Origin of the sequence: Nocardia sp. NPDC050435, from assembly GCF_040655395.1 — a bacterium.
Taxonomy (GTDB): domain Bacteria; phylum Actinomycetota; class Actinomycetes; order Mycobacteriales; family Mycobacteriaceae; genus Nocardia.
In genome coordinates this window covers 200,875-214,725 of record NZ_JBFAJW010000012.1, presented here as the reverse complement: position 1 = coordinate 214,725, position 13,851 = coordinate 200,875, and the positions used below count along the sequence as shown (strand labels likewise).

General features: G+C 70.6%; 17 protein-coding genes. 10 read left to right on the top strand and 7 right to left on the bottom strand.

Translation table 11 applies throughout. The features are described from left to right. Positions 1-32 precede the first annotated feature (32 nt). Positions 33-962: a metal-dependent hydrolase gene (locus AB0I43_RS32615; RefSeq protein WP_356976539.1), complete on the top strand. Its 930-nt coding sequence runs from the start codon at positions 33-35 to the stop codon at positions 960-962. Then, entirely contained in the window at positions 962-2,125 is a 1,164-nt protein-coding gene (locus tag AB0I43_RS32610) for a hypothetical protein (RefSeq protein WP_356976537.1), read from the top strand. Before AB0I43_RS32615 ends, AB0I43_RS32610 begins: the two co-directional genes overlap by 1 nt. Here AB0I43_RS32610 and AB0I43_RS32605 read toward each other — a convergent pair. Then, positions 2,072-3,136: an acyl-CoA desaturase gene (locus AB0I43_RS32605; protein ID WP_356976536.1), complete on the bottom strand. Its 1,065-nt coding sequence runs from the start codon at positions 3,134-3,136 to the stop codon at positions 2,072-2,074. The genes AB0I43_RS32610 and AB0I43_RS32605 overlap by 54 nt on opposite strands. Positions 3,137-3,301: 165 nt before the next feature. Between AB0I43_RS32605 and AB0I43_RS32600 the strand changes: the two genes are divergently transcribed. Beyond that, positions 3,302-4,690, top strand: a complete 1,389-nt coding sequence (locus AB0I43_RS32600) for a HupE/UreJ family protein (RefSeq protein ID WP_356976535.1) — start codon at positions 3,302-3,304, stop codon at positions 4,688-4,690. On the opposite strand, the gene AB0I43_RS32595 is transcribed toward AB0I43_RS32600, so the two are convergent. Then, positions 4,609-5,532 (bottom strand): AraC family transcriptional regulator, encoded by a 924-nt coding sequence (locus AB0I43_RS32595; protein WP_356976533.1) that lies wholly within the window; start codon positions 5,530-5,532, stop codon positions 4,609-4,611. The genes AB0I43_RS32600 and AB0I43_RS32595 overlap by 82 nt on opposite strands. A 138-nt stretch (positions 5,533-5,670) precedes the next feature. Here AB0I43_RS32595 and AB0I43_RS32590 point away from each other — a divergent pair, with 138 nt between their 5' ends. After that, on the top strand, positions 5,671-6,522 hold the full coding sequence (locus AB0I43_RS32590; RefSeq protein WP_356976531.1) for an NAD(P)H-binding protein: 852 nt from the start codon (positions 5,671-5,673) through the stop codon (positions 6,520-6,522). Between the two features lie 5 nt (positions 6,523-6,527). Here the strand turns inward: AB0I43_RS32590 and AB0I43_RS32585 are convergent, their stop codons facing one another. Continuing rightward, entirely contained in the window at positions 6,528-7,118 is a 591-nt protein-coding gene (locus tag AB0I43_RS32585; protein WP_356976529.1) for a TetR/AcrR family transcriptional regulator, read from the bottom strand. A gap of 30 nt (positions 7,119-7,148) precedes the next feature. On the opposite strand from AB0I43_RS32585, the gene AB0I43_RS32580 reads away from it, so the two are divergent. The 5 genes from AB0I43_RS32580 (at position 7,149) to AB0I43_RS32560 (ending at position 10,221) form a co-directional block, all read left to right on the top strand. After that, a complete protein-coding gene (locus AB0I43_RS32580; protein WP_356976528.1) occupies positions 7,149-7,517 on the top strand; it encodes a DUF6463 family protein in 369 nt (122 codons plus the stop codon). A 58-nt stretch (positions 7,518-7,575) separates the two neighbouring features. Continuing rightward, positions 7,576-8,592 (top strand): LLM class flavin-dependent oxidoreductase, encoded by a 1,017-nt coding sequence (locus AB0I43_RS32575; RefSeq protein WP_357433221.1) that lies wholly within the window; start codon positions 7,576-7,578, stop codon positions 8,590-8,592. Positions 8,593-8,736: 144 nt separating this feature from the next. Next, entirely contained in the window at positions 8,737-9,372 is a 636-nt protein-coding gene (locus tag AB0I43_RS32570; RefSeq protein WP_357433219.1) for a LysE family translocator, read from the top strand. Positions 9,373-9,450: 78 nt separating this feature from the next. Further along, a complete protein-coding gene (locus AB0I43_RS32565; RefSeq protein WP_357433217.1) occupies positions 9,451-9,855 on the top strand; it encodes a DUF1801 domain-containing protein in 405 nt (134 codons plus the stop codon). Positions 9,856-9,966: 111 nt separating this feature from the next. Beyond that, the gene (locus tag AB0I43_RS32560) at positions 9,967-10,221 is read left to right on the top strand and encodes a hypothetical protein (protein WP_357433215.1); all 255 of its coding nucleotides are present in this window, start codon (positions 9,967-9,969) and stop codon (positions 10,219-10,221) included. A gap of 317 nt (positions 10,222-10,538) precedes the next feature. On the opposite strand, the gene AB0I43_RS32555 is transcribed toward AB0I43_RS32560, so the two are convergent. The 3 genes from AB0I43_RS32555 to AB0I43_RS32545 are packed head-to-tail and all read right to left on the bottom strand — an operon-like array spanning position 10,539 to position 12,255. Next, a complete protein-coding gene (locus AB0I43_RS32555) occupies positions 10,539-10,877 on the bottom strand; it encodes a hypothetical protein (RefSeq protein WP_357433213.1) in 339 nt (112 codons plus the stop codon). Beyond that, on the bottom strand, positions 10,862-11,404 hold the full coding sequence (locus tag AB0I43_RS32550) for a VOC family protein (protein WP_357433212.1): 543 nt from the start codon (positions 11,402-11,404) through the stop codon (positions 10,862-10,864). Before AB0I43_RS32550 ends, AB0I43_RS32555 begins: the two co-directional genes overlap by 16 nt. Beyond that, a complete protein-coding gene (locus AB0I43_RS32545; protein WP_357433210.1) occupies positions 11,401-12,255 on the bottom strand; it encodes a sigma-70 family RNA polymerase sigma factor in 855 nt (284 codons plus the stop codon). The genes AB0I43_RS32550 and AB0I43_RS32545 overlap by 4 nt, the downstream gene beginning before the upstream one ends. A 127-nt stretch (positions 12,256-12,382) precedes the next feature. Between AB0I43_RS32545 and AB0I43_RS32540 the strand changes: the two genes are divergently transcribed. Further along, on the top strand, positions 12,383-12,796 hold the full coding sequence (locus AB0I43_RS32540) for a VOC family protein (protein WP_357433208.1): 414 nt from the start codon (positions 12,383-12,385) through the stop codon (positions 12,794-12,796). A 57-nt stretch (positions 12,797-12,853) separates the two neighbouring features. On the opposite strand, the gene AB0I43_RS32535 is transcribed toward AB0I43_RS32540, so the two are convergent. After that, complete coding sequence (locus AB0I43_RS32535; RefSeq protein ID WP_357433206.1) at positions 12,854-13,807, bottom strand: NAD(P)-dependent alcohol dehydrogenase; 954 nt, start codon at positions 13,805-13,807, stop codon at positions 12,854-12,856. Between the last annotated feature and the right edge of the window lie 44 nt (positions 13,808-13,851).

Genomic DNA, 13,851 nt, shown 5'->3' with positions numbered 1-13,851 from the left:
ACATTCATACACGCGTGTGTATGGTGTCCGGTATGACCGACCTGCAAGTCCGAAAGATGCGCTTCGCGTTCGCCGACTACGACGTGCCGTTCCTGTGGAACGAACAGAATCCGGCCTTCTCGGCCATGGCCAACGCGGTCTCGCTGCTGGCGATCGGCTTCGAGAAGATGATCGTCAACATGATCCGCGAGGCCATGCCGAAGATCAGCGACCCCGAGGTCGCCGCGGAAGCCGACGCGTTCGTGCGCCAGGAGGGCCAGCACTCCACCGCCCACCGCCAGCACGTCAACGGACTGATCCGGGCCTACCCCGGACTGCAGGACACCTACAACCAGGTGATCGCGGAATTCGACCGCCTCACCACCCAGACCTCGCTGGCCTACCGGCTGGCCTACACCGCCGATCTCGAGGCCACCTTCACCCCGGTGTTCAAGCTGATGCTCGACAACGACGCCACCCTGTTCCAGCCGGGCGACGATCGCGTCGCCTCGCTGTTCATCTGGCATTTCGTCGAAGAGGTCGAGCACCGCAGTTCGGCGCTGATCATCTTCGATCACGTGGTCGGCAGCGACCTCTACCGGATGCGGCAGGCGCCCTCGATCTTCGCCCACGTGCTGCGCGTCATCCGGATCGCCAACGAGGGCTTCAACGAGCATGTGCCGCTGGCCGATCGGCAGGTCGACGCGATGGCCATGCACGCCACCTACCGCCGTAAACAGCAGCTGCGCCGGCTGCTGCCGTGGCTGCGCGCCCAGGACAACGGCCCGATGCCGCGCGCCTTCGACGATCTGCCGCTGCGTGAGCAACTGGTCGCGCTGGCGGGCATCATCCGCAGCCAGATGCCCAAGCACAATCCCGATCACGAGCAGCTGCCCGCGCTGGCCGATGTCTGGTTCCGGCGCTTCGACGAGGGCTACGACGTCTCGCACTGGTACACCGCCGCGACGCGGGAGGTGCGGTGATGGCTGCCGGATGTGGACCCACCTTCGCGGAACTGTCGCAGGCCCTGGGCTTTTCGTGCGCCGAAGCGGGCGGGCTGGTCGAGTTTCGCAATCCGTTCGCGCTGGAGAACTGGACGTTGCCGGTGCTCGAGCTGACCGTCGTGGTGGGCGCGGTGCTCGCGCTGATCTACGCGATCGTGCGGCTGCGCCGCCACGGCGATCCGACCAACCTGGTGCTGTGGTTCGGCGCCACCGCCTACCTGTTCATCATCGAACCGCCGCTGTATTTCCCGCAGGAGTTCGGCATCGCCGAACACGTCGACACGATGTTCGTCCACAACGTGTTCACCGTCGATTTCCTGTGGGGGCGGCTACCGCTCTACATCGTCGCGATCTATCCGTTCATGGCGACGCTGGCCTATGAGATCGTGCGCATGCTGGGCGTATTCGGGCGCTACGGCGTGCTGGTCGGCGCGGCCTGCGTCGGTTTCGTCCACCACGGGTTCTACGAGATCTTCGATCATCTGGGCCCGCAGCTGCGCTGGTGGGAGTGGTCGGTCGACAACCCGATGAACCAGCCCATGTTCGACGCGGTGCCCCTGCCCAGCGTGGTGGTGTTCGCGGCGCTGTGGCCGATGTCGCTGGCGCTGTGCGTGCAATGGTTCGTCGGGCGCCACGTCGCGGCCGGGCAGCATTTCACCGGGCCGCAACTGCTCTGGCGGACCGTGGTCATCGGCGTGCTGGCCTCGCTGGGCACCGCGATCCTGCCGATTCCCGCGACCGTGCTCGGCGCCGGCAGCACCCCGGTGCGCGGGTTCCTCTATGCCGCCGAGCTGGTCGTGGTCAGTGTGGTCGCGGTCGTGGTGCTCACCCGGCAGTGGCGGTCCCTGCGCCAGGATCCGCCCGCCGAGCCGCCGTACCGCAACCGCTTCGTCCAGATCTACAGCGTGGTGTATCTGGCGGTGATGGCGCTGCTGTGGATTTCGGCGCTGCCGGACTTCTTCGCCGCCGAACACGGCGTCACCGCCAACGGTGATCCGCTCGGCAACCTCTGGTACACGCTGGCCTGCTTCGCGGTGGCGATCCTGTGCGTGCTCGCGGTGGCCACCGTTCCGCGCCGCGAGCCCGGCTCACCGGTCGCGGTGCCCGTCGGCGGAGCGCAGGGGGACGCCGACGTGGTGTAGGTGGCGCAGCGCCTCCCGGTAGGAGGCGAGCAAACCGGTTTCGTGATAGGGCACGCCGATCTCGGCGCAGTAGTCGCGCACGATCACCTGCGCGCGACGCAGATTCGGGGTCGGCATGCTCGGAAACAGGTGGTGCTCGATCTGATAGTTCAGCCCGCCCAGCGCCAGATCGGTCAGCACACCGCCGCGAACATTGCGCGAGGTCAGGACCTGGCGGCGCAGATAGTCGGGGCGTTCGTCGCCGGTCAGGGTCGGCATGCCCTTGTGGTTGGGCGCGAAGATGCACCCCATGTACAGCCCGAACAGGCCCTGGTGCACGGCCAGGAACACCAGCGCCTTGTCCGGCGAGAGCACCACGAACAGCGCGGCCAGATAGGCGGCGAAGTGGGCGAACAGCAGCGCGCCCTCGAGCGCGCGATGCTTGACCGACCGGTTGCGCAGCGCCCGCACCCCGGCCACGTGCAGATTCAGCCCCTCCAGCAGCAGCAGCGGAAAGAACAGGTACGCCTGCGCCCGCCCGATCAGCCGGGCCAGGCCGCGGCTGGCCCGGGCCTGACGCTGCGACCAGACCAGGATGTCGGGCGCGACATCGGGATCGAGGTCCTCGTGGTTCGGGTTGGCGTGGTGGCGGGTGTGCTTGTCCTGCCACCAGCCGTAACCCAGGCCGATACCGGCGTTGCCCACCACCCGCCCGGCCAGTTCGGTGGGGCGGCGCAACCGGAAGACCTGCCGATGCGCGACATCGTGCATGACGAGCGCGACCTGAGCGAAGGCGACGGCTAGGAACGCCGCGACCAGCAGCGTCCACCAGGAGTCGCCGACGACGACGAACGCGGCCCAGCCCGCGACGAACGCGGCCCCGACCAGCCCGAGCCGGACCACGTAGTAGCCGGGACGGCGCTCCATCAGCCCCGCCGCGGAGATCCGGCGTAGCAGACGGGCGTAATCGCCGTCGGCGCCGCGCCGCGGCGGCCGGGGAACGGACTCGGGAATCACGGCAGGTGTCGTCATAGATCTTCCTGAAGCTGAGTCGGAGACGATCTCGACGCTATCGGCGGAATTATCGTCGGCTGTAACCCCCTGGTATGACATGGAAGTCGGACCGTGGGGTGAGAGCGGCGAAGATAGGTCGTTCGACCGATTCGAGAGTGCTCGCTGGACGCCCATCCTGGACGCGTGACACGAACGCTACACCGGGCGCTGCTGGTCCTGGGCTGCGCGTTGTTCGCGCTGTGCACCGATCCCGCTGCCGCACAACCGCATCCGATGCCGGGCACGACGATCCAGCTCGAGGTGGGCGAGGCGTCGATCGGGGCCGAGTTGTCGATTCCGGCGATCAATCTGGCCGAGGCCAGCGGGATCGAGGTCGACCTGCGGCCGAGCCTATCGGCCGCGGACGCCGCCGGGGTGGCGAGCTATCTGCGCAATCACCTGCGACCGGTGACGCCCGACGGCGTGCCCTGGACCGTCGAGATCGGTGACGTACGTACGGAATACGCCGATCCCGCGGTGCTCGGCTCCACCAGGGAAATCCGCGCGCACGCGGTACTGACGCCACCGCCCGGGGCCGAGGTGCGCCGGTTCACCCTCGGCTACGACGCGGTCCTGCACGCGATCGGCACCCATATCGCGGTGGTCTCGGTCCGGCAGGATTGGGCGGCCGGGCAGGTCGGCACCAGCCACGCGGCCCGCCAGATCGGCGTCCTGCGCGCCGACGCCGCCCTGACCGTGGCGCCGCTGGCGGTGGATCTCGCCGACGCGGGCGTCTGGCGCGGCTTCACCGCAATGGTCGTGCTCGGCGGCCATCACATTCTCGAGGGCACCGACCATCTGCTGTTCCTGTTCACGCTGCTGCTGCCGGCCGTGCTGATCGCCGAATCGGGCCGCTGGCGGCCCGACACGCGCCGGCGGCGCGCCGTGCGCCACCTGTTCGCGGTCACCCTCGCGTTCACCGCCGGGCATTCGGTCGCACTCGTGGTCAGCGCCCTGACTCGCCTGCAACTGCCCGCCGCGCCGGTCGAAACCCTCATCGCCGCAACCATTCTCATCGGCGGCGCGCATGCCGTGCGCCCGCTGTTCCCGGGCCGCGAGGCCGTGGTCGCCGGGAGCTTCGGGCTCGTGCACGGCATGGCGTTCTCCTTCACCCTCGCCGAGCTGAACCTGTCCACCGGGCAGCTCGCGCTCAGCGTCCTCGGTTTCAATCTCGGTATCGAGGCGGTTCAGCTGCTGCTGGTCGCCCTGGCCCTTCCGCCGCTGCTGGTGCTGGCCGGCACCCGCGCCCAGCCGGGTCTGCGCGCCGGGGCGGGGGTGCTGGTGATCGCCGCCGCGCTCGGCTGGGGCCTGGACCGGCTCGGCCTGGCCAACCCGCTGGCGCGCGCCGCCGACCAGGCCGGTGCCTTCCTGCCGCCGGTCGTTCTGGCCTGCGCTCTCGCCGCCCTCGTCGTCCTGGCGCTGCGCCGACAGCCGCCCGCCGCGGACCCTCGTTACGCGGGACGGCGGAATCGGCCCGGGGGCGTACCGTATTCGCGTTTGAAGGCCTTGGCGAAGGCGAATTCGGAGGTGTAGCCGACGCGCCGGGCGATGGCGCTGAGCGGGGCGTCGGTTTCGCGGAGCAGGCGGCCCGCGGTGGTCATGCGCCACCAGCCCAGGTAGGTCAGCGGGGGTTCGCCGACCAGATCGGTGAAGCGCTGGGCGAACACCGATCGCGACAGGCCCGCGTGGGTGGCGAGTTCCTGGACGGTCCAGGGGTCGGCGGGGCGGGCGTGGATGCTTTGCAGGGCCCGCCCGATGGCCGGATCACGCAGTGCCAGCGCCCATCCCGTCTCGGTGGCGGCGTCGGCGGAGCGCTCGTCGAGCCAGGCGCGCAGGATGTAGAGCAGCATGGCGTCGATCAGCGCGGGCACGATGCCATCGCTGCCCGGGCGCTCGGTGTCCAGCTCGGTGGCGAGCAGATCGACGAGATTGCGCAGCTCGGTGTGCTTGCCCGCGCGTGCGGGCAGGTGCACCACCTCGGGCAGTTCGTTCATCAGCGGATGCGCGCGGGTGCGGTCGAGTTCGTATGCCCCGCACAGCAATACCGCCTGCGCGCCGGGGCCGTCCAGGCGCACCTGACCGATGGTGGCGGACGGGTCGAGGCGTTCGGGGACGAAGTCGACCTGCGGCGTCGCGGGGTGGTCGGCGAGCGCGTGCGCGCTGCCGGTCCGCAGGAAGACCACATCGCCGGGCCCCAGCGCGAGCGGGGCGGTATCGCGGCCGGACAGCAACCAGCAGGTGCCCTGGGTCACGACATGAAAGGTCGTGCCGGTCACCGCGCGGAAGCGCAGGCCCCACGGGGCGCGGGCCTCGGTGCGCGCCGAGCGCGGCTGGCCGGTGCGCATCGCGGCCAGCGAATCAGACAGGACATCCACGGGATCGACTATATGCCCAGCGATCCAGATGCCCGGACGCTTGGACATCATCTCCAGCGAATCAAGCATTGGTAGTCCGGATTACGGGCCATAGATTTATCGCAGTAGCAACGAACACAACCGGCAAGGAGAACGACAATGACTGTTCTGGTACTCGGCGCGACCGGCAAGACCGGACGACCGGTGGTCGACGCGCTGCTGGCGCGCGGCGCGAAAGTCCGTGCGGCCAGCCGCAATCCCGCCCCGGCCCGCCCGGGCGTGCAGCCGGTCCGATTCGATTGGGCCGACCGCGGCACCTGGCAGCAGGCGCTGCGCGACGTGGCGGGCCTCTACATCGTCGGCCCCTACGCCGAACCGGACGCCGCGGTCCTGGTGCGCGAACTCCTCGCCGCCGCGCCCGAGGTCCGGCGGGTGGTGCTGCTCTCGGTGCTGGGCTCGGGGTCACTGCCCGAGACGGTGCCGATGGCCGGCTGGGAGGCCGATGTGCGCGCCTCGGGCAAACAGTGGACGATCCTGCGGCCCAACTGGTTCCAGCAGAACTTCGGCGAAGGGTTCGCCCCGCAACTGAGCGCGAGCGCAACCCTCGCCCTGCCCGCGGCCCAGGCCGCCCTGGCCTTCGTCGACACCCGCGACATCGCCGAGGTGGCGGCGCTGGCGCTGACCGCCGAGGGGCACGCCGGGGCGACCTATGTCCTCACCGGCCCCGAATCCCTCAGCCACACAGCGGCTTTGCGAATCCTCGGCGAAGCCGCGGGCCGGGAGCTGGGCTACCACGCGCTGAGCCCGCAGGAGTTCGCGGGCCACCTGCGCGCGGCCGGCGCGGACGAGGCCGCGATCACCTGGCAGCTCGGACTGTTCGAGCTGATCCGCGCGGGCGTCAACGCGCCGGTCACCGACACCGTCGAACGTCTCACCGGGCACCCGGCGCGTTCGCTGGCCGCCTACGCGGCCGAACACGCCGACGCCTGGCGCGCGCCGCAACCGGTCTGAGCCGCTTACCGTTGCGCGCGCAGTTCGGTCACCACCGCGGCGGTCGCGGTGGTGACGACCTCGTCGACCCAGTCCGGAATGGGTGCGGCGACGGCGATGAACTCGCGGACCATGCCGTAGGGAATGGCTTTGACCGCGGCGGTCGCGATCGCCATGTGCCGCTCGTCGGCCACACCGAATTCGGTGGCGACGGCGGCGCGCAGCGTCTGGTTCATCACGTCGTTGACCGTGGCGATGTCGGCGCGCAGGTCCTCGGGACCCACCTCGAGCAGGTCCTCGCGACGGAACATCTTCATCGCGCGGGCTTCGGTGGGATGGTCGCGGCAGTAGCGGGTCAGGAAGATCGCCGCGGCCAGCAGCGGATCGGGCCCCGCGAGCGCGGCGTTGAACCCGGCATGGAAGCGGCGGATCGAACGCAGCCACAGCCGGGCTAGCAATTCCTCGCGGGAGGCGAAGCGCACGTAGATCGACCCGGTGTGCACGCCCGCGGCGCGACCGATCGCGGCGATGCCCGGGCGGATGGTCGCCGGGTCGGCGAGCAGGTCGCGGGCGGCGTCGAGGATCTGGTCGTCGGTGAACTGCCGGGGTCTTGCCACGCGGGTCAGCTTAGGGCACAGTTTATGAATATGGATTCAAAAACTAGGTTCCCGCTGGCCGGCGCGTTGCTCACCTTTATCGGTTCGGTCCACACCGCCCTCGGTGTCGTGGTCTGGGTGAACGGCACCGAACAGGGCGAACTCGCCTTCTGGTTCACCGCGTTCGGCGTCGCCGCTGTCGGGTTCGGCCTGGCCGCGCTCGAGGTGGAGCGCGCCCGCGGTTACCTGCCCGCGCCGATCCTGGCCGCACTCGCCGGGCTCACCGTGTTCGGTCTCGTCTTCGAGCCGGTATCCGGTTTCCTCACCGTCCTGGTCCCGTTGGCGCTGGGTGTTCGCGGCCGGCTGCGTCATCGTCGCGCGGTCGCGCCGGTGTTCGCAGCGGCCGCCCCGACCAGCTGAGAGCTCGCCGCAGCCGCCACGCCAGGAATCAACCCGCGCCGAGCACGTTGGCATGGGTATGAGCACACCGTTGACGCAGACCCGCTTCTCGATCCTGGATCGCTCCCGGGTGCGTCAGGGGCAGTCGCATCCCGAGGCGCTGCGCGAGACCGTGGAGTTCGCCCGGCTCGCCGAGCGCTGGGGATACCACCGCTTCTGGGTGTCCGAGCATCACAGCGTGCCCGGGGTCGCCGGTTCCGCGCCGACGGTGCTGGCCGCGGCGATCGCCGCGGTCACCGATCGGATCCGGATCGGGACCGGCGGGGTGATGCTGCCCAATCATCAGCCGCTGGTGGTCGCCGAGCAGTTCGGCACGCTGGAATCGCTGTTCCCCGGCCGCATCGATATGGGGCTCGGGCGCTCGGTCGGGTTCACCGACGGCGTGCGCCGCGCCCTCGGGCACGGCAAGCAGGACGCCGGCGACTTCGACGCCCAGCTCACCGAACTGCTCGACTATCTCAGCGTCGGCCGCGCGGGCGTGCACGCCTGGCCCGCCGAGGGTTTGACCGTGCCCGCGTTCCTGCTGGCCGTGGGCTCCGGCGCCGAACGCGCGGCCCGTTTCGGCCTGCCGCTGGTGATCGTGGCCGCCGGCGGCGAGGACGCCATGGTCGCCGCGATCGAGCAGTACCGCACAGACTTCCGGCCCGCGCCCGGACGCGAGGAACCGTATGTGATCGTCTCGGCCTCCGTCGTCCTGGCCGACAGCCGGGAACAAGCGCACCGGCTGCTGCTGCCCGAAGCGTGGTCGGCGGCCTACTCCCGCACCCGCGGCGAATTCCCGCCGCTGGTCTCCCCCGCCCAGATCGCCCGCGAGCCCATGACCGACCGGCAGCGCGGGCTGTTCGAGGAGTCGCTGCGCGGGCACATCCACGGCACCGAGGACACGGTGCTGCCGGAACTGGAACGGCTGGTCGCGCGCACGGGCGCCGAGGAAATCCTGGTGCACACCAGTACCTTCGATCGCGCCGCGCGGCTGGAGTCGCATCGCCGTCTCGCCGAGGCGGTGATCGCTCCGGCGATCGCCGGAGCGCGCTAGCCGAAAAGATAGCCCGGACACGACGCCGCTCGGTGCGGCCCGCCATAGCGCGCTGCCCGGTGGCTCCACGCCGTGCCCGCGGTATTCGGCGCGGACCGCCGGATTCTCGGGATCCGGCGCGCACCAACGGATTATGCTGCCTCGATGGTCCCCGCGTCCCACGTGGCCGCCTTCGCGGTCGCCGCGTTCGTCATCATCATCATTCCGGGCCCGAACGTGCTCTTCGCCATCGGGCGCGCGCTGACCATGGGGCGGCGCTCGGCGGTGCTGTCGGTGCTGGGCACCGTGGCCGGATCGCTGGTGCCGTTGACGGCGGTCGCGCTGGGCCTGGGCGCGGTGCTGATGGCCTCGGCGCTGCTGTTCACGATCGTGAAGGTGATCGGCGCGGGGTATCTGATCTATCTGGGCGTCAGCACGATTCGGCATCGCAAGCAGCTCGGGGCGGCGCTGCGGGCCGAGATCCCGCAGGTCGGTGACCGGCGGGTGCTGCGGCAGGGTTTCGTGGTCGGGGCGACCAATCCGAAGACGATCGTGTTCTTCGGCGCGGTGCTGCCACAGTTCGCCGCGCCCGAGGCCGGCGCGGTGCCGCTGCAACTGCTGGTGCTGGGCGTGCTGTTCCTGATCATCCAGACGCTCTCGGACGGCACGTGGGCGCTGCTGGCGGCGACGGCGCGCTCCTGGTTCGCGCGCTCCCCACGCCGCCTCGAGGCGATCGGCAGCACGGGCGGCGTGCTGATCATCGGGGTCGGGACGAGCGTGGCGTTCGCCGGAACCCACTGATCAGCCGCGCCTGCGTCCCTGGCGCCCCGGCGTGTGACACGCTCGTCGTGGAGCCCACCGCACCCCGAAGGACCACCGATGAGCTATGTCGCCGATCCCCGCGTCGACGCCTATATCGACGCCCTGCCCGAGTGGCAGCAGGCCATCTGCCGGCAAGTCCGCGACCTCGTCCACGAGGCCGACCCCGAGGTCGAGGAAACCATCAAGCGCACCGTGCGCCCCTACTTCGTGCTCGAGGGCAACATCTGCGCCCTGCTGGCCGCGAAGACCCACGTCAACGTCTTCCTCTACGACGGGGCGATCGTGGCCGACCCGCACGGCATCATCACCGCCGGCCACGACAACAAGACCGCCCGCACCGTCGCCTTCCGCGAAGGCGAGACCATCAACGCTCCCGCGCTGATCGCCATGTTCCGAGAGATCATCGCCAACAACCGCGCGGGCGGGTGGCGCAAGATCAAACGCGACCAGCAGCGCGACTGACGTTCCACCGAATGCGGCCGAAACCCGTTGTTCGGTATAAGGTTTCGCCAGGGCACGCCGCCGGGGAGTCATGGTGGTTTCACATGGGCGGCGACCAGGAGGACCAGACACATGCTCGACCAGCTGACCCGCGAGATCACCACCGGCGGCGACGGCAACCCACCGGCACCCAAGACCAACATCGCCGCCGCCGTCGCCTGGGGCCTCGGCCTCCTCGGCGCCTTCTTCCTCGCCGTCCCCCTGGCACTGTTCGCCCTCACCCGCATCCCCGCAACCGACCGCAACAGCCGCGACCTGGCCTACGGCGCCCTCATCTCCGGCCTCGGAATCCCCTTGGCCGCAATCCTTTTCCTCGTTCTCGGCTGACCAGCGTCCAGGCTCTCCCAGCTGTTGGGCACGCTTAGCGGGTGGTGATGGCGACCTCGCGGGCGAGGCGGATTGGCTGCTGATCATCCGCGAGGCATACCGCCTGCGCAAGGACTTCAGCATCGCGGCCCGTGACGATCTGGGCGTCGCCGAGACCGGACTCGAGGTGCCGCAGTGGCGCGATGCGTGGACACCGGCCGACCACATGGCCGAGGTGCGCGGCCGGACGCCCGCGCTGCCCTGAACTCGGCGTTCACGGCGCGGCAGGGGATCAGAACAGCGCAGCACGGTCGGTTGAAACGCGTTGCGGGGAACTGCTATTCGTAGGCGTTGGACGGTGCCGGGCGGGTCGGCACCTCGGTGATACGCGCGCCGGTCGCGATGCCGATCTGGCCGAGGGTGAGCGGGTTCATGCAGTCGCGTCGCGGGTGGGTGAAGATCGGATCCCTGGCCGGGTCGGTGTGGCCGGTGACCGACTTGTAGTACGGCCCCATCGGCTGCCCGCCGGACACGCTCACCCCGAAACAGTCGACTTCCAGAATGTAGGTGCCTTCTCCGCCGCAGTGCGCGGCCGCACCACTCCACCACCGCTCGAGCGTGCAATCGCGCGGTTCGGCCGCCGCCGGACCCGCCGCCAGCGTCACCATCGTGGCCACGCTCGCGAGCAGAACCGAGCCGCCGACAACCCGCTGTTTCGTACTCGCCATTCGCCCTCCGTCTCCGCGTTCGCCCCGACGCCCCACCCTACCGCCGCCCGGGTTGCGAGCCCTGGAATCGCGCTCGTCCAGAGCCGCTCGGTGAAGCGCAGCAGGTTGCCGGAGGGGTCGAAGAAGGCGCAGTCGCGGACGCCGGGTCTGGCGATCGGTTCCTGCGCGACCTCCGCGCCCGCGGCTTCCAGGCGTTCGAAAGTGGCTGCGCAGGAGTCGGTGTGGAAGACCAGGCGGCTGTCGAGCAGGCCCGAGGCGTACGCGCGGCGGAGGGCGTGGCGGGTGTGCGCGGGGATCTGCGGGTCCGCGGCGGGGGCGTGCAGCAGGATCCGCAGGTCCGGCTGGGCGGGCGGGCCGAGGCTCGCGGTCGCCGGGCGTGTCTCGTGCAGGGTGAATCCCAGGACGCGGCAGTAGAAGTCGAGGGCGGCGCGCAGATCGTGGACGACCAGCGTGCACGCGGTCAGGCGAGGGCTCATCGCGCCGCGACCGGCAGCACGACGATGTCCAGTCCGGCCAGCCGCCGCCGATCGGTGTCGATGGCCAGGGCAGTGATCTTGCCGGCGCGCACAGTGAACTCGATGACCGCTTTCGGCCCGCCCCGATGCCACCACACCGCCGCCGGAACGCCCTGGACCAACGCCACCCGCGCCCCCCGGGCCCGGCCCGCGAAGAACGCCGCCACCTCGTGCGCGCCGCGGATCTCGAGGGCGACGGCATCGGGATCGAGCAGGTCGAGCAGCGCAGCGAAATCCCCGGCGCGCGAAGCGGCCAGGAACGCCTCGACGATCTCGCGCTTGGGCGAGCGTCCCGCCTCCGACGCCGCCGCCGCGCCCTGCACCCGGCGCCGGGCGCGGCTTGCCAGTTGCCGGGTCGCGGCCGGGGTGCGGTCCAGGATGGCCGCGATCTCGGCGAACGACACCGCGAACACGTCGTGCAGGACGAAAGCGAGCCGTTCGGCCGGGGTGAGGGTGTCCAGCACCACCAGCAGCGCGACGCCGACCGAATCGGCCAGCAGCGCTTCGTCTTCGGGCACGACCGGACGCAGGGCCGGGCGGGGCCGGTCGGGTTCGGGTGGGAGCGCGCCGGCGGTGTCCTCGCGCCGGGCGCGGCGCGCCTCGAGCAGGTTCAGGCAGACCCGCGCCACGACCGTGGTCAGCCACCCGGCGAGATTCTCGACCGCGCTGGTGTCGGCGCGGCCCACGCGCAGCCACGCCTCCTGCACCGCATCCTCGGCCTCGGCGGTGGTGCCGAGCATCCGGTAGGCCACCGCGTGCAAGTGGCTCCGATGTTCGGCGAATCGTGCGCCCAACCAGTCCTGCTCGTGCATCCGTCACATTCCTTCGTCCGGGCCTGTCATACCCATTGACCGGTCGACGGCCGCCGATGTGACATCCGCGCTCGCCGATCCGCCGGTCTCCGGCAGCACCCAGCACATCCGACAGAGGAGAACCATCATGAAAGCCCACGTGAGCTCGATCCTGCTCAGCGTCCGGGATATGGAGCGGGCCAAGCGTTTCTACACCGACGGCCTGGGCTGGAAGATCGAGAACGACTACGGCGTCTCGGTCTTCTTCGAGTCCGACGGCGCCAGCCCCGTCGGCTTCTACGGCCGCGAGGGCCTGGCCCAGCAGGTGGGCACCAGCCCGGACGGCACAGGGTTCAGCGGCGTCGTCCTGACCTACGTCGTGCGCAGCGAGGCCCGCGTCGACGAGGTTCTCGCCGAGGCCGAGAAGGCCGGCGCCACCGTCCTCAAACCCGCCGGCGCGCTGCCGTGGGGCGGCTACGGCGCCACCTTCGCCGACCCCGACGGCTACATCTGGAGCCTCGGCTACAGCGCCCGCGGCAAGGATCAGCGCTACGCGGAGTAGTCGCGGACCCGCCGGCGGCCCCGCCCTCGGGCCGCCGGCACGGCCTCCGCTGATCACTCAGCGGACCCGGACCACCACCTTGCCCAGGGCGCGCCCCGCCCCGACATGGGCCAGCGCGGCCGCGGTCTCCTCCAGCTCGAACTCGCGGTCGATGTGGATCGCGACCCGGCCCGCCACGCATTCGCGGGCCAGCGGCGTGAAGTGCGCGGGGCCCTCCTTGACCGCGAGCACGCCCAGCCCGCGCCCGGTCACCAGACCCGTCAGCACGCCCAGGGTGGTCATGCGCAGCAAGGCGCGGGTCGTGCCGCCGACGCAGCGGTAGCGGCCGCCGCGCGCGACCGCACGGCGATAGGCGAACACCGACCGGTAGGCAACGAGATCCAGGACGCGGTCGTGGGGACCGGTGCGGGTGAAATCCTCGACGCGGTAGTCCAGGACCGCGTCGGCGCCCAGCCCCTGCATGAACGCCAGTTTGGCGGCGTTGTCCACCCCGGTGACCCGCGCTCCGGCGTTCTTGGCCAGCTGGATCGCGAACATGCCCGATCCGCCGCCCGCGCCGTTGATCAGCACCGACATCCCCGCCTCGATCCCGGCCGTGCCCTGCACCGCGATCGCCGCGGCCTGCGGCAGGGCCGAAGCCTCGGCGAAACTCAACTCCGCGGGCTTGTGCGCCAACGCCGACTCCGGCGCGACGGCGTACTCCGCGAACCCGCCCTTGAGCATGAGATTGTCCCCGTACACCGCGTCGCCGGGCGCGAATTGCGTCACCTCGGCACCGACCGCCTCGACCCGCCCGGCGATATCGGACCCCAGAATCGGCCGCCGTGGAGCGCGCAGGCCACCGAGGCGCGAATACAGCGGCGTCCCGCGCAGCGTCTCCCAATCCGAGAGGTTGAGCGAGGTCGCGTGGACTTGCACGAGTACCTGTTTCGGCCCGGGCGCGGGCACCGGCACCTGCGCGACCGAGAGCACCTCCGGGCCGCCGTAGCGGTCGTAGACGACGGCTTTCATGACAGTCCCGAGTGGCGGCGTGGCACGCGACCGAGTCTAGTCCG